Annotated in this window: 18 protein-coding genes; 7 read left to right on the top strand and 11 right to left on the bottom strand. The window is 65.8% G+C overall.

The window, feature by feature from the left end; all coding sequences use genetic code 11:
• Positions 1–4 precede the first annotated feature (4 nt).
• The 4 genes from leuS to BW994_RS09795 all read left to right on the top strand — a co-directional run bounded on the left by leuS (position 5) and on the right by BW994_RS09795 (position 5,345).
• The gene (gene leuS, locus BW994_RS09810; RefSeq protein WP_029311880.1) at positions 5–2,617 is read left to right on the top strand and encodes a leucine--tRNA ligase; all 2,613 of its coding nucleotides are present in this window, start codon (positions 5–7) and stop codon (positions 2,615–2,617) included.
• A complete protein-coding gene (locus BW994_RS09805) occupies positions 2,610–3,125 on the top strand; it encodes a hypothetical protein (RefSeq protein ID WP_029311879.1) in 516 nt (171 codons plus the stop codon). The genes leuS and BW994_RS09805 overlap by 8 nt, the downstream gene beginning before the upstream one ends.
• A 249-nt stretch (positions 3,126–3,374) precedes the next feature.
• Positions 3,375–4,376: a DNA polymerase III subunit delta gene (gene holA, locus BW994_RS09800; RefSeq protein ID WP_029313014.1), complete on the top strand. Its 1,002-nt coding sequence runs from the start codon at positions 3,375–3,377 to the stop codon at positions 4,374–4,376.
• 201 nt (positions 4,377–4,577) lie between these two features.
• On the top strand, positions 4,578–5,345 hold the full coding sequence (locus BW994_RS09795; protein WP_035229882.1) for an N-formylglutamate amidohydrolase: 768 nt from the start codon (positions 4,578–4,580) through the stop codon (positions 5,343–5,345).
• On the opposite strand, the gene puuE is transcribed toward BW994_RS09795, so the two are convergent.
• The 11 genes from puuE to BW994_RS09745 form a co-directional block, all read right to left on the bottom strand.
• Positions 5,342–6,259, bottom strand: a complete 918-nt coding sequence (gene puuE / locus BW994_RS09790) for an allantoinase PuuE (RefSeq protein ID WP_029313016.1) — start codon at positions 6,257–6,259, stop codon at positions 5,342–5,344. The two genes, BW994_RS09795 and puuE, sit on opposite strands and share 4 nt — an antisense overlap.
• Positions 6,256–7,494, bottom strand: a complete 1,239-nt coding sequence (locus BW994_RS09785; RefSeq protein ID WP_076454524.1) for a M20/M25/M40 family metallo-hydrolase — start codon at positions 7,492–7,494, stop codon at positions 6,256–6,258. Before BW994_RS09785 ends, puuE begins: the two co-directional genes overlap by 4 nt.
• Positions 7,491–7,661: a hypothetical protein gene (locus tag BW994_RS19640; protein WP_170198557.1), complete on the bottom strand. Its 171-nt coding sequence runs from the start codon at positions 7,659–7,661 to the stop codon at positions 7,491–7,493. The genes BW994_RS09785 and BW994_RS19640 overlap by 4 nt, the downstream gene beginning before the upstream one ends.
• A 45-nt stretch (positions 7,662–7,706) precedes the next feature.
• Positions 7,707–9,041 carry a guanine deaminase gene (guaD, locus tag BW994_RS09780; protein ID WP_029313018.1) on the bottom strand — a complete coding sequence of 445 codons (1,335 nt, stop codon included), beginning with the start codon at positions 9,039–9,041 and terminating at the stop codon, positions 7,707–7,709.
• A 79-nt stretch (positions 9,042–9,120) separates the two neighbouring features.
• Positions 9,121–9,639, bottom strand: coding sequence for a 2-oxo-4-hydroxy-4-carboxy-5-ureidoimidazoline decarboxylase (gene uraD, locus BW994_RS09775; RefSeq protein ID WP_029313019.1), 519 nt, complete (start codon positions 9,637–9,639; stop codon positions 9,121–9,123).
• On the bottom strand, positions 9,636–10,832 hold the full coding sequence (locus BW994_RS09770) for a urate hydroxylase PuuD (RefSeq protein ID WP_245801552.1): 1,197 nt from the start codon (positions 10,830–10,832) through the stop codon (positions 9,636–9,638). Before BW994_RS09770 ends, uraD begins: the two co-directional genes overlap by 4 nt.
• 9 nt (positions 10,833–10,841) lie before the next feature.
• On the bottom strand, positions 10,842–11,174 hold the full coding sequence (gene uraH / locus BW994_RS09765) for a hydroxyisourate hydrolase (protein ID WP_029313021.1): 333 nt from the start codon (positions 11,172–11,174) through the stop codon (positions 10,842–10,844).
• Between the two features lie 90 nt (positions 11,175–11,264).
• Positions 11,265–12,125, bottom strand: coding sequence for a xanthine dehydrogenase accessory protein XdhC (gene xdhC, locus BW994_RS09760; RefSeq protein WP_081849172.1), 861 nt, complete (start codon positions 12,123–12,125; stop codon positions 11,265–11,267).
• Positions 12,122–14,530 (bottom strand): xanthine dehydrogenase molybdopterin binding subunit, encoded by a 2,409-nt coding sequence (xdhB, locus tag BW994_RS09755; RefSeq protein WP_081849173.1) that lies wholly within the window; start codon positions 14,528–14,530, stop codon positions 12,122–12,124. The genes xdhC and xdhB overlap by 4 nt, the downstream gene beginning before the upstream one ends.
• Positions 14,527–16,065, bottom strand: coding sequence for a xanthine dehydrogenase small subunit (gene xdhA / locus BW994_RS09750; protein WP_029313024.1), 1,539 nt, complete (start codon positions 16,063–16,065; stop codon positions 14,527–14,529). The genes xdhB and xdhA overlap by 4 nt, the downstream gene beginning before the upstream one ends.
• Before the next feature lie 114 nt (positions 16,066–16,179).
• On the bottom strand, positions 16,180–17,007 hold the full coding sequence (locus tag BW994_RS09745; protein ID WP_081849174.1) for an IclR family transcriptional regulator domain-containing protein: 828 nt from the start codon (positions 17,005–17,007) through the stop codon (positions 16,180–16,182).
• Between the two features lie 132 nt (positions 17,008–17,139).
• Here BW994_RS09745 and gcl point away from each other — a divergent pair, with 132 nt between their 5' ends.
• Genes gcl through BW994_RS09730 form a run of 3 tightly spaced genes read left to right on the top strand, consistent with a single transcriptional unit; the run spans position 17,140 to position 20,596 of the window.
• Positions 17,140–18,909: a glyoxylate carboligase gene (gene gcl, locus BW994_RS09740; protein WP_029313026.1), complete on the top strand. Its 1,770-nt coding sequence runs from the start codon at positions 17,140–17,142 to the stop codon at positions 18,907–18,909.
• A gap of 14 nt (positions 18,910–18,923) precedes the next feature.
• Positions 18,924–19,712, top strand: coding sequence for a hydroxypyruvate isomerase (gene hyi, locus BW994_RS09735; RefSeq protein ID WP_029313027.1), 789 nt, complete (start codon positions 18,924–18,926; stop codon positions 19,710–19,712).
• On the top strand, positions 19,709–20,596 hold the full coding sequence (locus tag BW994_RS09730) for a 2-hydroxy-3-oxopropionate reductase (RefSeq protein ID WP_029313028.1): 888 nt from the start codon (positions 19,709–19,711) through the stop codon (positions 20,594–20,596). The genes hyi and BW994_RS09730 overlap by 4 nt, the downstream gene beginning before the upstream one ends.
• The last annotated feature ends 15 nt before the right edge of the window (positions 20,597–20,611 follow it).

Raw genomic sequence — 20,611 nt, 5'->3', positions numbered from 1 at the left:
ACGGATGGACCAGAACCAGCCCGATCTGGCGCCCGATCAAGGCTCCGACCACGCCTATGACTTCCGGGCGGCCGAGCCGCGCTGGCAGGCGGCATGGGCCGCGGCCGGGTGCTTTACCACGACCGACCAGCCGAGCGGCACGCGGCCGAAATGCTACGTTCTGGAAATGTTTCCCTATCCATCCGGGAAAATCCACATCGGTCATGTGCGGAACTACGCAATCGGCGATGTGATCGCGCGGACCCGCCGCGCCCAGGGGTTCGATGTGCTGCACCCGATGGGGTGGGATGCGTTTGGCCTGCCGGCGGAAAACGCGGCGCGTGAGCGCGGCGTCGATCCGGCGCAATGGACGCATCAGAACATCGAAGCGATGCGCAACGACCTCAAACTGGTCGGCCTGTCGATCGACTGGTCGCGCGAATTCGCCACCTGCGACCCCGAATATTACGGCCAGCAGCAAAAGATCTTTCTGGATTTCTGGCGCGCGGGCCTCGCCTACCGGCGGGAGTCGGCGGTCAACTGGGACCCGGTCGATCTCACCGTGCTGGCGAACGAACAGGTGATCGACGGGCGCGGCTGGAAATCCGGCGCGTTGGTCGAAAAGCGCAAGCTGCGCCAATGGTTTTTCAAGATCACCGAATTCGCCGAAGATCTGCTCGCCGGGCTCGATACGCTCGACCGCTGGCCGGAGCGGGTGCGCACCATGCAGCGCAACTGGATCGGGCGGAGCGAAGGGGCGAATGTGTCCTTCGCCCTCGCCACCCCGCTGGACGGCATCGATCACGTCAAGGTCTATACGACGCGGCCGGATACGCTGTTCGGCATGAGCTTCCTCGCGATCGCGCCGGATCATCCGCTGGCGACCACGGTTGCGGCCCGGAACGCCGAGGCCGCCGCCTTCATCGCCGATTGCCAGAGTAGCGGCACGTCCGAAGCCGCGATCGAAGCCGCGGAAAAGCGCGGGTTCGATACCGGTCTGCGGGTGAAACACCCGTTCACCGCCGCGACCTATCCGGTGTGGATCGCGAATTTCGTGCTGATGGAATACGGCACCGGTGCCATTTTCGGCTGCCCGGCGCATGACCAGCGCGACCTTGATTTCGCCCGCAAATACGGGCTCGACGTGACCGTGGTCGTCGCGGCCAAAGGCGAGCCGGCGGCCGAGGTCGGCACCGTCGCGCTGACCGGCGATGGCGTGATCGTGGCATCCGACTTTCTCGATGGGCTCGATGTCGCTGCCGCCAAAACGCGCGTCATCGCCGAGCTGGAACAGCGCGGCATCGGCCAGGGAGTGGTGAACTGGCGCCTGCGCGACTGGGGCGTGTCGCGCCAGCGCGCCTGGGGCTGCCCGATCCCGGTGATCCATTGCGAAATCTGCGGCACGGTGCCGGTACCGGCCAAGGATTTGCCGGTGCGCCTGCCCGATGATCTGCCGTTCGACCGGCCGGGCAACGCGCTCGATCATCACCCGACCTGGAAGCACGTCGCCTGCCCGCAATGCGGGGCGGCGGCCCTGCGCGAGACCGACACGTTCGATACCTTCGTCGACAGTTCGTGGTATTTCGCCCGGTTCTGCGCCCCCCATGCCGAAACCCCGACCGATGTGGCGGCGACGAAGCATTGGATGCCGGTCGATCAATATATTGGCGGCATCGAACACGCGATCCTGCACCTGCTCTACGCGCGGTTCTTCACCAGGGCGATGCACCGGCTTGGCCATGTCGGGGTCGATGAGCCCTTCGCCGGGCTGTTCACCCAGGGCATGGTGACGCATGAGAGCTATAAATCCGAAGACGGCCGCTGGCTCTACCCCGATGAGGTGGTCAAGCACAGCGATGGTACGGCGACCAGCAACGGACGGCCCGTGATCGTCGGCCCGATCGAGAAAATGTCGAAATCCAAGCGCAACACGGTCGATCCCAGCGTGGTGATCGAGCGGTTCGGCGCGGATGCGGCGCGCTGGTTTACCCTGTCGGACAATCCGCCGGAGCGCGATGTCGAATGGACCGAGGCCGGGGCGCAGGGCGCGTTCCGCTTCGTGCAGCGACTCTTTCGGCTCGCGCGCAGCCTGACGCAGGATGCACCCGATGCCACACCGCTCGATCAGGCCAGTGGCGCTGCACGCGTGCTGCGCCAGGCGACCCATCGGGCGATCGCCGGGGTGACCGAAGCGATCGATGGGTTCGCCTTCAACGTGGCGATCGCGCGGCTATATGAGTTGAGCAACGCGATCACCGATGCCGAGGCCAAGGCCGCACCCGGCATGGCAGCGGCACGGCGCGAAGCGGTGACGGCGCTGATCCGCCTCGCAGCGCCGATCATTCCGCATGTCGCCGAGGAAGCCCATGCGTTGATCGAATCCGGCGCGCCGCTGGTGGCGGACCTGCCGTGGCTGACCGCCGAGCCTGATCTGCTGCGGCGCGATCGGGTGACGCTCGCGGTCCAGATCATGGGTAAGCTGCGCGGCACCATCGACCTCGCACCGGGGGCGGATGCGGCAACCGCGGTCGCGGCCGCGATGGCCGAGCCGAAAATCGCGCAGGCGCTCGACGGTGTCACCATCGTCAAGCGCATCCATGTGCCGGACCGGATTTTGAATTTCGTGATCCGTGCGTAGGTACCTCGCCCTGCCCTGCGTGCTGGCGCTGTCGGCCTGCGGCTTTCACCCGCTGTACGGCCCCCAGGCCGGCCAGCCCGCGCGCATCGCGGCGCAGATGGATGAAATCGACATCGCACCGCTGGCCGATCGCCAGGGTCAGGTGATGCACCAGGCGCTGGAAGCGGCGTTGCAGCGCGATGGCGCGCCCAGCTTCTATCGCTATCACCTGACCGTGCAGTACGGGATTTCGGTGCAGATCATCGGCGTGCAGCAGGATACCTCGAACACGCGCAACCGCTTCCTCGCCACCGCGCATTGGGAACTCACGCCCGAAGGCAATTTGACCACGGCGCTCGCCAAAGGCAACGCCCAGGCGATGGACGCGGAAAACATCATCGACAACCAGTATTTCGCCAACACGCTTGATGGCGGCATCATGCGCCACCAGCTGGCGCGCGAACTGGCCAACCAGATCGCGATGCAGTTGGCACTCTATTTCCGCGCTCACCCCGATCATGGGGCGTAGTGCCGGGCCGTTGGGGTGGTGCCGTTTGGGAAGGAAGATCAGGGGGCTTTGCCCCCCGAACCCCCCACTAAGGGCGGAGCCCTTAGAACCCGCTAGTTTTAGGCAAGGGGAGGGCGCTGCCTCGGACTTTCCGCTGATCTGGCCTGGGTCGCCCTCCCCTTGCCTAAAACTAATGGATTTTAAAGGCTCCGCCTTTAACGGGGTCCAGGGGCAGGGCCCCTGGCCTTTCTTCTCAAACGGCACCACCCCATGAAACTAGACGCGCGCCAGGCCGATCGGTTTCTGGCCAACCCCGGTGCCACCCGTTTGGTACTGATCTACGGCCCGGATACCTCCCTGGTTACCGACCGGGCGCGCGCCCTGGCTAGGCGCATCGCCGGCTCGCTCGACGATCCGTTCCGGCTTGCCGAGCTTGATGCGGAGCAGGCGGATCGGCTGCCGGAGGAAGCGACTGCGCAGGCGTTTGGCGGCGGGCGCAAGGTGATTTTGATCCGCGATGTCGGCGACAAGCAGGCACCCTCGTTCGAGGCGGCACTTGCCACACGGGGCGATGCCCTGGTCATCGCGACCGGCGGCGACCTCAACGGCCGCTCGAAGCTGCGTACGCTCGCCGAAAAGCACAGCGATGCCGCCGCGATCGCCTGCTACATCCCCGATGCCGCGGCGCGCGGCCCGATGCTGGAAGCCGCCTTGCGCGCCGCCGGGGTCGGCATCGCGCGCGACGCGCTGACCCTCGCCGCCGGGCGGCTGGGCGGTGAATCCGGCGCGCTGGCCGATGCCGCCGAACGCCTCATTCTCTACGCCGGCCCCGGCGGCACGATCACCATCGCCGATATCGACGCCGTGCTCGACGACCAGGGCACCGCCTCGATGCATGATGCGATCGACGCAGCGCTCGCCGGCAACCCAAGGGCGGCCGACCACGCCATCAGCCTCGCGATCGATGAGGGCGCGGCGGCGGTGGCGATCCTTCGGGTGCTGCTGACCGAGCTTTCCGGCCTGCGCCTGATGGCGGAGGCGATCGCGCACGGTGCCAACCCGCGCGACGCGCTCGCGGCCCGCCGACCGCCGGTGTTTTTCCGCCGCCAGGGCGCGGTGATCAAGGCCGCCGGCAGCTGGCGCGAACCCGCGATTATCGCCGCGATCGACCGCGCTCTTCGTGCCGAAGCCGATTGCAAACGCACCGGCAGCGTGCCGGAGGCGATCGCGCGGCAGACGCTGCTGGGGTTGGCGCAGCGGGCGCGGGGGTAGAAAGCGAAGGCAAGGGAAGAGTCTTCTTTTTTGTGAACAAAAAAGAAGCAAAAAAAACTTTTTTAATTTGGGTCCGTGCCTTTGAAAACGCCCGTGCCCCAGGGTTGGAAAGTTTTTTGCTTCTTTTTTACAAAAAAGAAGCCTTCCCTTCCCTCACGCCCAACCTCGCCTCCCGACCCAAAACCCGATACTCTCCCACCCATGCTGCTCCCCGACGAACCGCCGCCCTGCCGCCGCCTCTACCCCGACGCCACCAGCGCCTTCCTGCTCACCGCCGATCATGCGGGGCGCCGCATTCCCCACGCGCTCGGCGACCTCGGCGTGAGCGAGGCAGACCGCCAGCGGCATATCGGCTGGGATATCGGCATCGCCGGCGTGACCGAACAACTCGCGCTACAGCTCGGTGCCACCGCGATTTTGCAGACTTATTCGCGCCTGGTGATCGATTGCAACCGCCCGCCGGCGGCGCCGAGCGCCTTTCCCGAGGTTTCCGAAGCGACCCCGATCCCCGGCAATCACGGCCTGGACGATGCGGCGAAACACGCAAGGATGCAGGCGATCTTCGCGCCCTATCACAGCATGATCGCCGGCGAGATCGCGGCCCGCAGCGCACGCGGCCAACGAACGATCTATATTGCCATGCATAGTTTCACACCGGTCTTTCACGGCCATGCGCGACCGATGCACGCCGCCGTGCTGTTCAACCGCAACCCTCGCTTTTCACTGATCCTGGCCGATCTGCTGCGTGCGGAGGGCGATCTGATCGTCACGGAAAACGACCCCTATGCGGTCTCGGATGCAACCGACTACGGCGTGCCGGTGCACGCCGAACGCAACGGGCTCGATTACGCCGAACTCGAAATCCGCCAGGATCTGATTGCAACCAAAGCCGGCGAGGCCGCCTGGGCAACCCGCCTCGCCCGCCTGCTGCCGCGCGCGCTCGAACAACTCGAACAATCCGCGCGTTAGCCCGGCGGGTGAACCGCACGCCAATGGCGCGCGATGTCGATCCGCCGCGCAACCCACACATCGGGTTGCGCCGCGACGTGGTCGATAAAGCGCGCCAGCGCCGCCGCCCGCCCCGGCCGACCGGCAAGGCGGCAGTGCAGGCCGACGCTCAGCATTTTCGGACTGCCGGCGCGGCCCTCATGCAGCAGCCAATCGAAACTGTCGCGCAGATAGGCGAAGAAATCATCGCCGGAGGCGTAACCGGGGCTGGTGGAAAACCTCATGTCATTGGCATCGAGCGTGTAGGGAATGACCAGGTGGCTGCCGTTCGCCGCAGCGACCCAATAGGGCAGATCATCGGCATAGCTGTCCGATGAATAGGCGAAACAATCCTGCGCCATCACCAGCTCACGCGTGTTCATCGAGCAACGGCCAAGGTAAAACCCGCTCGGTGCCGCGCCGGTAATGCGCGTATGCAGCGCAATCGCCTCGCGCAGATGCGCCGCCTCGACGGCGCGCGGCACATCGCGATAATCGATCCATTTGAGCCCGTGGGACGCGATTTCCCAGCCGGCCTCCTGCATTGCCGCGACCTGCTCGGGCCCGCGCATCAGGGCGGTGGCGACGCCATACACCGTAACCGGGATCTGCCGGCCGGTGAACAGTCGCCAGAGCCGCCAGAACCCGGCGCGCGCGCCATATTCATACGCCGATTCCATGTTCCAGTGCCGCGCGTTCGGCCAGGGCGCCGCACCGGGAATCTCCGACAGAAACGCCTCGGACGCCGCATCCCCGTGCAGGATATTGTTCTCGCCGCCCTCCTCGTAATTGACCACGAACTGCACGCATATCCTGGCCCCGCCCGGCCATTGCGGATCGGGCGGGGTGCGCCCGTATCCCGCCAGATCGCGCGGATAGGGCGCGGCCAAGCTCATGGCGTCGCGCCGAACAGCTCCGCAAGCGTCAGCGCCACGACTTCGGTGGCTTTGTACAAATCGCTCAACGGCAGTTTTTCATCCGCCCGATGCGCGTTCGCCTCTTCGATCGTGTGCGGCCCGGCGCCATACAGCACGATCGGCACGCCGGCGGCGGCATAGTGCCGCGCATCGGTATAGAGCGGCACGCCCTTGGCGGTGACGGTTTCGCCCATGATCCGCGAGGCGTGGCGGCACAGCAGCGTGGTCAGCGCGTCCGCCCCCGCCGCGGGAACCAGCGGCTCGGCGAGCAGAATGCGGCGGACCGTCACGGTCGCGCCCGGCACCGCCCGCACCGCCTGCTCGATGATCGCGCGCAATTCCGCCTCGACCGTTGCGGGATTTTCCTCAGGGATCATGCGCCGGTCGAGCCGGAAGGTGACGCGATCGGGCACGACATTGGTGTTGATGCCGCCCTTGATCAGCCCGACCGTGAGTTGCGGACTGCCGATGCCGCCGATCGCGGATGTGGTCTCGGCCAGGATCGGGCGCTGGGCGTATAGCGCGGCCAGAACGGCGGTGCTCGCTTCCAGCGCATCGATGCCGGTGAACGGCATGGCGGCATGCGCCGAGCGGCCTTCGACCTGCACTTCAAGATGCAGGCAGCCATTATGGGCGTTGACCACGGCATAGGAAAATCCGGCACCGATCGCGAGGTCGGGTTTCGACATCCCCTCCTCCAGCAAAAGCCCGGGCCCGATCGCACCGCCGGCTTCCTCGTCATAGGTGAAATGCAGCTCGATGGCGCCGTGCAGCGGTCCATCGAGCGCGATCAACGCGAGCAGCGCCCAGGTATAGGTCGCGAAATCGGATTTCGACACCGCAACCCCGCGCCCGAACATCCAGCCATCCTCGATCGTCGCGCCATAGGGATCATGCGTCCAGCCATCACCGGGCGGCACCACGTCGCCATGCGCATTGAGTGCGACGACCGGCCCCGGCCCGAAGCGATGGCGCACCACCAGATTGGTCGCGCTGATCATGCCGGTTTCGCCAGCGCGCGCGGCCGGCACGACATGGCGTTCGACGGTGAGGCCCAGCCCCTCCAGCAATTGTGCCGCAACCTCGGCGTGGCCCGCGCAATCGCCGGGCGGATTGTCGGACGGTGCGCGGACCAGCGCCGCCAGAAATGCGGTCTGGCGCGCGCGCTCGCCGTGCAGAAAGGTCGCGATCGTGGTGGCAGCTTGCTGGGTCACTGGGATGGTCCTTGATTGGAAACGCGGGGATCGAAACGGGTCAGAAAATCGGTCAGCACGGCAACGGCGAGCGCCGCATCCCCGGCCATGATCGACTCGGCCGGGTGGTGACTGATGCCGAATTTGCAGCGGATAAACAACATCGCAAACGGACCGCGATCGATCATGGCCCGTGCATCGACCCGGTGCTCCGGCCTCGAATTGCGGCGCGGTCATGCCGCAACGCCCGCCGGATCATCCCGATCGTGCCGCTTGTACCCGGCCACGTAGGTCGCCCGCACCACCCGATCGGACCCGAGGGTCATCAGCACGAACAAAAGCTCCTCCAGCGAGGTGACAAACCCGTGCCGCGCCGCCAGCAGAGGCGTCGCCTTCGGGTCGAGTACGACCAGGTCGGCGTCCTGCCCCGGCGCGATGCGCCCGATATGCTCCGCCTGATCGATCGCGCGGGCGGAGCCGAGGGTCGCAAGATAAAACGCCTGATGCGGGCTCAGCGCATCGCCGCGCAACTGCGCGATCTTGTAGGCCTCGGCCAGCGTTGCCAGCGGTGAAAAATTCGTCCCGGCACCGAGGTCGGACCCCAGCGCGGTACGCACCGGATTGGCCGAAACCAGCGCGCGCTTCAGATTGAACAGACCAGAGCCGAGAAACAGGTTGGAGGTCGGGCAATGCACCACCGTCGCCTCCGCTTCCGCGAGCCGCGCCCATTCGCGCTCGCTCAGGTGAATCGCATGGCCGAACAGGCAGCGCCGGCCGACCAGCCCGAACCGGTCGTACACATCGAGATAATCGCGGCTGGCAGGAAACAAATCGGCAACCCATGCGAGTTCCGCACGATTCTCCGAAAGATGGGTCTGCATGTAAAGCCCATTGATCTCGCGGCGCAACGTGCCCGCGAGCTCGAGCTGCGCTTCGGTGCTGGTCGGCGCGAAGCGCGGTGTGACGGCGTAGAACAGCCGCCCGTGGCCGTGCCAGCGCGCGGCGAGACGCTTTGATTGGTCATAGCCCGTCTGTGCGGTATCGCGCAGGCCCGCCGGCGCATTGCGATCCATCATCACCTTGCCGGCCCCGGTGCGCAGCCCGAGTTTCGATGCTTCTTCAAAATAGGCATCGACCGATTCCGGATGCACCGTGCAATAGGTAATCGGCGTCGTCACGCCTGCGCGCAACGACTCGCGTAAAAACGCCTTCGCCACAATGCGCGCGAAATCGATGTCGCTATAGCGCTGTTCCGTTTCGAACACGTAGTGATTGAGCCAGTCGAGCAACTGGCGCCCGTGCGCGCCGATCATCGGCATCTGCGGATAATGCACATGCGCGTCGATAAATCCCGGTATGATCAGATGATCGGGGTAGTGCACCGGCACCACCCCCGCGGGCAGCACCGCCGGATCATACGCCCCCGCACTGCGGATACGGCCGCGATCGATCAGGATCAGCCCATCGGATTCATAATGAAAGCACGAGGGGTCATCCGCCTCGAACGGATTGCCGGTGTAGCTCAAAAAAGGACCGCGCAGCGCAGATACCATGGTGATAGACCGCATTCAGATGTTGGACCGAATTGCGCCGCGCGCCGGGAGATCGCGCGGTGCCGTCATAGTAAAACAGGTGAGCGCCGCTGGTTCAGCGCGCGGGCTCTCTTAACTGTTGCAGGCGAAACCACGCAATGCGGCCGATCTCTTCAAGCGCAATGGTCATCTCGGTTGGCGGATCGTTGCCGAGCCGCTGTTCAAGCCGTTCGATGATCGCGGGCGCATCCTTCTGCCCCCGCACCGCAATGATGAAGGGAAACCCGAAACGCTCCCGGTAGCGGCGATTGAGGAATGCCAGCTGCTCCGCGCTTTCGGGCGTGAGCTGATCGAAGCCGGCGAAGCTCTGCTCGCTCGATGAATGATCGGTCAGGTGTCCGCCCTGCCCGAGTTCGGGATGGGCGCGGAGCAGTTGCAAACGCCTTTCTGGATCAGCATCACGCACCAGCTTCTGCATTGTCCCCGCCAGAACCGCGATCGTTGCAAATGGCCGGCATTGTGCCGCCTGCTCGGCGACCCAGGGCGAGTGCTCGTAAACAGCGGCCAGCGTGGCGGCGAACCCGGCAGCACTCATGCGATTGAGCGCCTCGATCATGTCGGGCTCGCGGCTCATTTCGCACCGGCCCGAAACCACGCGCCGATCTCGCCGCGTTCTTCCTTGGTGATATGGGTGATGTTGCCCGGTGGCATCGACTTTGCCTGAACCGCCTGCTGGTCGATCAAGGCCGCGTGCTGCTGCACCTCGGCCGCGGTATCGAACATCAACCCTGCCGGCGCGCTCGCCATCAGGCGCGGGTGTGCCGCATGGCAGGCGGCGCACCGCTGCCGCACGATCGGCATGATGGCTGCGGTTTTCACGATCGGCGCATTCCCCGCCGGCGCCGGGCCGGTCAGGCTGAGGTCGCCGGCCGGGGCGACCAGAATGATCACCGCAACGAACAGTGCCGCCGCAACCGCCGGCAGTTTCCAATCCTGGCGACCGGTATGGCGCAGGACGAAATACTGGCGGATCAGCGCGCCGCCGATCATCGCCAGCCACAAATTCAACCAACTCGCCGAACCGCCATACAGCATGCTGAAATGGCTGCTCAGCATGGCGAACACCACCGGCAGTGTGAAATACGTGTTGTGCACCGAACGCTGCTTGCCGCGCTTGCCAGGCATCGGGTCCGGCGTCTCGCCGCGCGCCAGCGCATCGACCATCTTGCGCTGGCCTGGAATGATCAGAAAGAACACGTTGGCCGACATGATCGTACCCAGCATGGCACCAACGATCAGAAACGCCGCCTGTGCCGAAAACAGATGCGTCGAAACATAGCAGGCCACAGCAACGAACACGGCGATCACGATGCCGAGCACCAGATCGCTCGCACCCAGCAGGCGGCATGCCGCATCATACACCACCCAACCGGCCAGCAGAAAACCGAGCACCGCAATCGCCGCGGTCAGCGGCGTGAGCGCGGCGACCGCAGGGTCGATCAGATAGGTGCCCGGCTGGAGCAGATACATCACCGTCAGCAACGAAAAACCCGACAGCCAGGTGGCGTAGGATTTCCATTTCGACCAGTGCAAATCAGCCGGCATGCGCGGCGGCGAGACCAGATATTTCTGCGAATGATAAAACCCGCCGCCATGCACCGCCCAAAGCTCGCCGAACACGCCGCGCTGCTGTGCCGCCGCGTCATCGGGTTTGTGCAGGCTGTTATCGAGCATCACGAAATAGAACGATTCCCCGATCCACGCGATCGCCGCGATCACATGGAGCCAGATCAACAGGGCCATCGCCCAGCCGGTCAGGTAACTCATCATCTGGGTTCAGCTTCCACGGTAGGTGGTGTAGCTCCACGGCGATACCAGGAGCGGAATATGATAATGCGGCTGTGCTGCATCGATGCCGACACGCAGAACGATGTCGCTGAGAAATGCAGGCTCTGCCGATGGGTTTGCGAAATACGGTGCCATCGCGAACACCAGATCGTACACGCCGCTCGCAAGATCGCCGCTCGCCAGCGTTGCCCGGCCATTGGCGTCGGTCACCGCGCTGGCCACCGGTATTGCGGGTGCTGCCACGCTCTGCAGCCGCACCGTGACCCCGCCCGCCGGGCGGCCGTTCGCGGTGTCGAGAATATGAGTCGTCAAACTGGTCATGCTGGTCTCCGATGATCGCTGATCCCGCACTTATCACGCCGGCGGATGACGCGATGAGCGCAAATGCCGATCATAAGCGCATTCGTATGATCATTCGGTCTGCGCCCCGCACGATGCCGTCGTGCCGCACGTCTCGCACCCGGCGGCGGCCAGTATCGGAGCGATCGATGCAGTGCCGGGCTGCGATGGACATGCCTGAAGTAATTGTGCAGCGATCGCCAAAGCCAGCACCGCCGGCTGCTTACCCGCAATCCCGGCAACCCCGATCGGGCAGGTCAGCCGCTCGATCACGCTTTGCGAAAAACCCTGCCGCCGCCAGCGATGTTCAAACCGCGCCCGCTTGGTCGCCGAGCCGATCAGCCCGACATAGGCCGCATCGCCCCGCTGCAACGCCGCCGCGGTAATCTCCGCATCCAGCGCGTGGCTATGCGTCATCACCAGAAACAGGCTCCCCGCCGGTGCGTCTGCGACAGCACAAGCCGGGTCCACGACCAGCCGCCGCTCGATCCGCGCCGCACCACGGAAATCATACGCCGGCATCGCTTCCTCGCGGCAATCGATCCAGTCGATCGAACACGGCAACGCCGCCAGCACCGCGACCAGCGCCCGCCCGACATGGCCCGCGCCATGCAGTTGCAAATGAAACAACGCAGGCTCCGGCGGCAGATCCGAGGCAAACCAGGGTAGATACCGCAGGCTCACCACCCCGCCGCAGCACTGGCCAAGCTGCGGCCCCAGCGCTGCGGTTTCCGAAACTGCCGTGGCACTGGCAGGATCATCCCGCCACGCCGCGAGCCACCGCCGCGCCGTCGCCACCGCGCCATATTCAAGCTGACCACCGCCGATGCTGCCCTCGGTATCGCCCGCCCGCACCAGCATCCGCGCCCCCGGCTCGCGCGGTGCCGAACCCAGCACCGTCGATATTTCGATGCAAACACCCAACGGTATCACGGCCGGATCGCATCGAGCGAGGCGATCGCATCGAGCACCGCTTCAGGCGTCGCCGGCGCGCGCAAATCCGGGTCGGCGCCCGGCCCACCGGTTGCGGCAATCGCATCGCGAATCGCAAGCAGCACTGAAAACGCCAGCAACATCGGCGGCTCACCAACCGCCTTCGAGCGATGAATGGTGGGCTCGGTGTTCGGGTTGTCGAACAATCTGGTGTGCAGTGCCGCCGGGCAATCGTTCGCGGTGGGAATCTTGTAGGTGCTGGGCGCATGCGTCAGCAACCGCCCATCGGTTGCGTGCCACACGAGCTCTTCGGTGGTCAGCCAGCCCATGCTCTGAATGAAACCGCCTTCGATCTGCCCGATATCGATCGCGGGGTTCAGCGAGCGCCCGGCATCGTGCAGAATATCCGCCCGCAGCAGCGAAACCTCGCCGGTCAGCGTATCAATGATCACCTCGCTCGCCGCAGCACCATAGGCGAAGTAGTAGAACGGCCGCCCGTGCAAACCCTTTGGATTCCAGTGCACTTTCGGCGTCGCGTAAAATCCGTCGCTCCACAGCTGCACCCGCGCCTCATAGGCCTGGCGCACCAGGGTTGCGAACGCCAGCGCGATCCCACTGACCCGCACCACGTCATTGGCAAACTGGACATCGGCGGCCTCACCGCCATGGCGGGCCGCCGCGAAATCGGCGAGCCGGTTGCGAATCGTCATCGCCGCATCCCGCGCCGCCATGCCGTTCAGATCAGCGCCGGTCGATGCCGCGGTGGCCGAAGTATTGGCGATTTTCGACGTATCGGTGGCACTGCACCGCACCGCCGCAAACCCGATACCCAGCGCATCCGCCACCACCTGCGCCACCTTGGTGTTCAGCCCCTGCCCCATCTCGGTGCCGCCATGGTTCACCAGCACGCTGCCATCGGCGTACACATGCACCAGCGCGCCGGCCTGGTTGAGATGCGGCACGTTGAACGAAATGCCGAATTTCACCGGCGTCAGCGCAATCCCTTTTTTCAGTACGGAATTAGAACGGTTGAACGCAGCGACCGCCGCAACCCGCCCTTGGTAATCCGCCTGCGCCACCAACTCATCGACCAGCGCCGCAACCACATTATCCTCGATCGTCTGGCGATACGGCGTCACGTTGCGGCTCGCCACCCCATAGAAATTCGCCCGTCGCACAGCGAGCGGATCACGCCCGAGATGCCGCGCAATCCGGTCCATCACAATCTCGATCAGCAACGCCCCCTGCGGCCCGCCGAACCCGCGAAACGCCGTGTTGCTCTGGGTATTGGTGCGCGCGACAAACCCGTTGATCGCGACCTCCGGCAGATAATACGCGTTATCCAGATGGCACAGCGCGCGCGTCATCACCGCACCCGAAAGATCCGCCGAATGCCCGCCATTGGCGATCAGCGTTGCCTCGATGCCGGTAATCCGGCCGTCGTCATCGAATGCGACATCGTAATCATATTCGAACGGATGCCGCCGCCCGGTCATGATGAAATCATCATCGCGATCGAGCCGCAGCTTCACCGGCCTGCCCAGCCGCGCCGCGGCAATGCTGGCACAGCACGCGAACAGCCCCGATTGCGATTCCTTGCCGCCGAAGCCGCCGCCCATCCGCCGGCATTCGACCAGCACCTGATGGCTGCGCCAACCCAGCGCATGGGCGATCAGATGCTGCATTTCACTCGGATGCTGGGTGGAGCACAGCACGCGCAGCCCCTGATTTTCGGTGGGCAGCGCGTAGGCGATCTGCCCCTCCAGATAAAACTGCTCCTGCCCGCCCAGGCTGAACTGCCCGCCGAGCCGATGCGGTGCCGCCGCCAGCGCGGCCGTCAGCGCGCCTGGTGCCGATTCGCGGATCAGGCTTGCCGGCGGCAGCAGCGCGTCACCGCGCGCATAGGCTTCGCGCGCCGTCAGCACCGGTGTTGCCGGTTCGATATCGAGGCACGGGCCGATCCGCGCGGCGGCCAGACGCGCCAGATCACGCGCGGTCGCAACGATCAGCGCCACCGGCTGCCCCCGATAGCGCAGCGTGCCATCGGCCAGAATCGGATCGTCATGGATCACCGGGCCGCAATCGTTCGCCCCCGGAATATCCGCCGCCGTCAACACCGCGACCACGCCCGGCATGGCGAGCAGTGCTGCCCGATCGATCGATCGCAGCACGCCCGAAGCGACCGGCGAGGGCGCAAGGGCCGCATGCAGCGTGCCGGCGGCTTCCGGCACATCATCGACATAGGGCGCCGCCCCGGCGACATGCAGATGCGCCGATTCATGCGCGGCACTGATCCCCACCCGCGCGCCTGCGCGCAGCGCCGCCGCCTCGCCCGCATCGAGCACCAGTGGAATATCGCGCGCAAATCCGCACGCAGCGCGATCCGGGCTGAAATCCTGGTTCATACCGCCCCCGCCATCGCAAACGTGCGCACCCGCACCGAAGCCGCCGGCAGCGGGGCGGCGCTGCGCGTCTCCAGCCAGAACCGCCACAGCAGGTTCCGCGCGACAAGCCGCCGATACCCGCGGCTCGCCCGCAAATCGGAGAGCGGCGTGAAATCCTCATCCAGCGCCGCCATCGCCGCCCGCACCGCAGCTTCGCCCCACACCGCCTCGTGCAATGCCGCCTCGGCGTGCCGGGCGCGCCGCACCGTCGCCGCCATGCCGCCGAACGCGAGCCGAACACGGCTGATCGTCTCACCCTCGAGCGTCACCGCCAGGCCGCAACTGAGCGCGGAAATATCGCAATCGAACCGCTTCGATATCTTATATGCCCGCATCCTGGTATCAGGGTCCGGCAACGGCACCAGAATCGCGCGCAGAAACTCGCCTTTCGCCAGATCGTTGCGCATATAATCCAAATAAAACGCATCGAGCGGCACCTCCCGGGATTGCGCGCCATGCTGCAACACCAGTCGCGCATCCATCGCCATCAAAACGGGTGCCGCATCGCCGATCGGTGAACCATTGGCGACATTGCCGCCCATCGTGCCGGCATGGCGCACCGGCGGCCCGGCAAACCGCAGCGCCATTTCGCCCAAAGCCGGCTCCAGCCCGATCAGCGCCGCCCAGGCGGCTTCCAGCGTCGCCCCGGCGCCGATCCGCAGCACATCGCCCTCGCGCTCAATGCAGCGGAGCGCCGCAACATCGCCGAGATAGAGCAGATCCCCGACATCGCGGAACCGCTTGTTCACCCACAGCCCGATATCGGTCGCCCCGGCCAGCAAAGTCGCCTCCGGCCGTTCGGCGTACCAGGCCGCCAGCGCATCGACCTCGCGCGGCGCATAAAACCGCGCGCCCGGCCCCGCCTGACCGGCCGCGGCATAACTCAACCCCGCACCGGTCTCCGCCGCAACCGCCCGCAGCGCCGCCTCGATCGGCGCGGTATCCAGCGTCGCCGGCGGCAAGGCGAACATGCGCGCGGCGGCATCGAGGATCGGGCGATACCCGGTGCAGCGGCACAAATTCCCCGCCAGATCATGCGCAATCGCCGCCCGGTCCGGCGTGGTCTGCGCCGCCTGATGGCGCAAATAGGTCGCGAACAGCGACATCACGAAGCCCGGCGTGCAGAAGCCGCATTGCGAACCATGGCAATCCACCATCGCCTGCTGCACCGGGTGCAAGGCCCGATCGGTCAGCCCCGCCAGATCCTCGATGGTCAACAGCGCCTTGCCATGCAGCGTCGGCAAGAACCGGATGCACGCATTGATCGGCCGCAACACCAGATTGCCCGCCCGAATACCGCCCGCATCGCCCGCCTCATCGGCCAGTTCCGCGACGATCACGGTGCACGCGCCGCAATCCCCCTCGGCACAGCCTTCCTTGGTGCCGGTTCGCCGCACTGCACCGCGCAGCCACGCCAGCACGGTCGCGGTGATCGGTTGATCAGCGACCCTGACAATCCGGTTGTCGAAGTAAAAACTGATCGGCTGCTGCATCATGTCCTGATTCCGCTGACGATTCGACCCTGCGAACCCATGATTGGGGCACATCGGCGTCGATCTAATCAAGCGAAATCGGACCCGTGAGGCCAAATTGACATCATAAGCGCTGACTTATGGCCCCCGCCCGCCGAACAGCGCGGTAATCGCCTCCGCCTTGCGCTTCACCTGCTGGCCAAGCAGGGGAATCCGCGCATCGCTGATCCGCGCCACCGGGCCGGACACCGAAATCGCCGCCACCGCCTCGGCACTTTCATTGAAGATCACCGCGGCGATGCAGCGCAGCCCGATCGCGTGCTCCTCATCATCGATCGCGTAGCCCCGCGCGCGGGCGGCCGCCAGATCGGCGCGCAAGCCCGCCGTGTGGTTGATCGTCTTCACCGTCATGCGCGCCATGCCGCGCTGGTGCAGCACCCGGCCGATCTCGGCATCGCTCATCGCCGACAGCAGCGCCTTGCCGACGCCCGAGCAATGCAGCGGCACCCGCCCGCCCGGCCGGGCAAAGGCGCGCATCATCTGCCGGCATTCGACCTGCGCCAGATAGACCGCCTCGTGCTGATCCTCGACCGCGAGGTTCACGGTCTCCTCGGATTCCTCCATCAGGGCGCGCATATGCGGCCGCGCCAGCCCCGCGACGCTGCGGGTCTTCAAAAACGCATTGCCCGCCACGAACGCCTGCACGCCCACCGACCATAACCGCCGCTCGGCATCGAAATGCACATACCGCTCATGCTCCAGCGTGGTGAGCAGGCGATGCGCGGTGGAGGGCGACAGACCCACCTGCTGAGCGATCTCCGTCAACGTCACACCCTCATCCGCCGCGGCCAACCGGTTCAGGATCGCCAGCGACCGCACCAGCGACTGCACCTGCATCGACCGCTCCACCGGCGCCACCGCCCGCGCCGCCGCAGCTGGTGTTTCCCCCGAAATTCGTGCCCGCATGGAACCTCACAAGCCATTGTCATAACACATGATTCCGATGCCGTTTTCACATCGTGAAAACATTATTGCAAACCGCGCCGCCAGGCGCAATGCTCAGATCACCAATCAAAAACAATCCGATGGAGGGGTAAAATGGCCAAAATGAAAGCGATCGAGGCGGCGGTGCGCGTGCTGCGCCGCGAGGGTGTGACCACCGCGTTCGGCGTGCCGGGTGCCGCGATCAACCCGCTCTACGCCGCCCTCAAGGCGGATGGCGGCATCCGCCATATCCTGGCGCGCCATGTCGAGGGGGCGGCCCACATGGCGGATGGCTATTCCCGCGCCGCCGCCGGCAACATCGGCATCTGCATCGGCACCTCCGGTCCGGCCGGCACCGACATGATCACCGGGCTCTACGCCGCCCAGGCGGATTCCATCCCCATGCTGTGCATCACCGGCCAGGCCCCCCGCGCGCGGCTGTACAAGGAAGATTTCCAGGCCGTCGATATCGAATCGATCGCCCGCCCGGTCACCAAATGGGCGGTCTGCGTGCGCGAACCCGCCCTGGTGCCGATGGTGTTCCAGCAGGCGTTCCACACCATGCGCACCGGCCGCCCCGGACCGGTGCTGATCGACCTGCCGATCGATGTGCAGATGGCCGAAATCGAGTTCGACGATGATACCTACGAACCCCTGCCGGTCCACAAACCCGCCGCCTCGCGCCGCCAGGCCGAAAAAGCGATCGCCATGCTCAACGCCGCCGAACGCCCGGTCATCATCGCCGGCGGCGGCATCCTGAACGCCGACGCCGCCGACCGCCTGGTCGCCTTCGCCGAGCTCACCGGCATCCCGGTGATCCCGACGCTGATGGGCTGGGGCACCATCCCGGACGATCATCCGCTGATGGCCGGCATGGTCGGGCTACAAACCAGCCACCGCTACGGCAACGCCAATTTCCTCGCCGCCGATTTCGCGCTCGGCATCGGCAACCGCTGGGCCAATCGCCACACCGGCTCGATCGAGACCTACACGCGGGGCCGCACCTTCGTGCATGTCGATATCGAGCCGACCCAGATCGGCCGCGTGTTCGGCCCGGATTTCGGCATCGTCTCCGATGCCGGGGCGGCGCTCGACCAGTTCATCGCCGTCGCCACCGATCTGAAACATCAAGGCCAACTGCGCGACCGGTCGGACTGGGCCGCCGCCTGCGGCCATCGCAAGGCGGTGATGCTGCGCAAGACGCATTTCGACCAGGTGCCCCTGAAGCCGCAGCGCGTCTATCAGGAAATGAACGAGATTCTGGCGCGCGACACCTGCTACGTCGCCACCATCGGCCTGTCGCAGATCGCCGGTGCGCAATTCCTGCGGGTCTATCAGCCGCGCAACTGGGTCAATTGCGGTCAGGCCGGCCCGCTCGGCTGGACCCTGCCGGCCGCTCTCGGCGTGCGCGCCGCCTGCCCGGACAAACCCATCGTCGCCCTCTCCGGCGACTATGATTTCCAGTTCATGATCGAGGAATTGGCGGTCGGCGCCCAGCACAAACTACCCTACCTGCACGTGGTGGTGAACAATTCCTACCTCGGCCTGATCCGTCAGGCGCAGCGCGGCTTTTCGATGGATTTCGAGGTCAGCCTCGCGTTCGACAACATCAACGCCGGTCCCGATCAGGACGATGTGCGCGGCTACGGCGTCGATCACGTCGCGGTCGCCGAAGGGCTCGGCTGCAAGGCGATCAGGGTGAAAAGCCCCAACGAGTTCAAGGACGCGTTCGCCCGCGCCCAGGCGCTGATGGCGGAGTTCCAGGTCCCCGTGGTGATCGAATTCATCCTCGAACGCGTGACCAACATCGCCATGGGCACCGAAATCGATGCGGTCAACGAATTCGAAGACATTCTCTGCCTCGATCCCAATCTGGTGCTGTAATAAAGGAGCCGACCATGCCGCGTTTCGCCGCCAACCTGACCATGCTGTTCACCGACCTGCCGTTCCTCGACCGCTTCGCCGCCGCGCGCGCCGCCGGGTTCGACGCCGTCGAGTTCCTGTTCCCCTACGCCTTCCCCAAAGCCGCCGTGCAGGCCGCGCTGACCGAACACAACCTGCGCCTCGTGCTGCACAACCTGCCCGCCGGCAATTGGGAAGCCGGCGAACGCGGCATCGCCTGCGATCCTGCCCGCACCGGCGAGTTTCGCGACGGCGTCGGCCGCGCGATCGACTACGCCACCGCCCTCGGCTGCCCCGCGCTCAACTGCCTCGCCGGCATCGTCGCACCCGAGCATCACGCCATCGCCCGCGACACCTTGATCGAAAACCTGACGTTTGCAGCCACCGCCCTGCAGCAAGCCGGCCTCACTTTGCTGCTCGAACCGGTCAACACCCGCGACATTCCAGGCTTCTTCGTCAACCGCACCGATCAGGCGCTCGCGATCATCGATGCCGTCGCGTCCCCCAACCTGAAACTACAGTACGATATCTATCACGCCCAGGCGATGGAGGGCGATCTGAGCCGCACCATCGAGACGCAGTTCCCCCGCATCGGCCATATCCAGCTCGCCGACAATCCCGGCCGCCACGAACCCGGCACCGGCGAAATCAACTACGCCCATCTGTTTCATCTGATCGACGATCTGGGCTACCAAGGCTGGATCGGCTGCGAATACAAACCCGCAACCACGACCACCGCCGGCCTCGGCTGGCTGAACCACTATCGCACGGAGAGCGTCCTATGAGTAACATCGGATTTATCGGCCTCGGCATCATGGGCCGGCCGATGGCGGGCCATCTGCTCGCCGGCGGCCACGAACTGTTCGTGCTGCAAGCCAGCCGCCAGAGTGCGGCCCTGGTCGAAGCCGGCGCCACATCCTGCGCCGATGCCGCGAGCCTCGCCGCCGTCGCCGACATCATCATCACCATGGTGCCCGACACGCCCGATGTCGAAGCCGTGCTGTTCGGCGCCCAGGGCGTCGCCGCGGGCCTCACGCCCGGCAAGATCGTGGTCGACATGAGCTCGATCTCGCCGATCGCGACCAAAGCCTTCGCCGAACGCATCAACGCGCTCGGCTGCGATTATCTCGACGCACCGGTCTCCGGCGGCGAGGTCGGCGCCAAGGCCGCGAGCCTGACCATCATGGTCGGCGGGCCGGACGCCGCCTTCGCAAAACTCAAACCCGTCTTCGAGCTGATGGGCAAGAACATCACCCTGATCGGTGGCAACGGCGATGGCCAGACCACCAAGGTCGCCAACCAGATCATCGTCGCCCTCACCATCGAGGCGGTCGGCGAGGCGCTGGTGTTCGCCTCCAAGGCCGGCGCCGATCCGGCCCGCGTCCGCGCCGCGCTGATGGGCGGCTTCGCCAGCTCGCGCGTGCTCGAAGTCCACGGCGAACGCATGATCGCGCGCAACGTCACACCCGGTTTCCGCATCGAACTGCACCAGAAAGACCTCAACCTCGCGCTCGATGGGGCCCGCGCCCTCGGCGTCAGCCTGCCCAACACCGCGACCTGCCAGGAATTGTTCAACGCGGCCAGCGCCGCCGGCGGTGCTGCGTGGGATCACTCCGGCATGGTCCGCGTGCTCGAACGCCTCGCCAACCACGACATCGGCGCGGCCTGAGCCCGGAGCCGCCGC

The sequence above is a fragment of the Acidiphilium rubrum genome (assembly GCF_900156265.1).
Lineage (GTDB): Bacteria > Pseudomonadota > Alphaproteobacteria > Acetobacterales > Acetobacteraceae > Acidiphilium > Acidiphilium rubrum.
The sequence above is the reverse complement of the archived record's forward strand: the minus strand, read 5'-3'. Positions and strand labels throughout refer to the sequence as shown.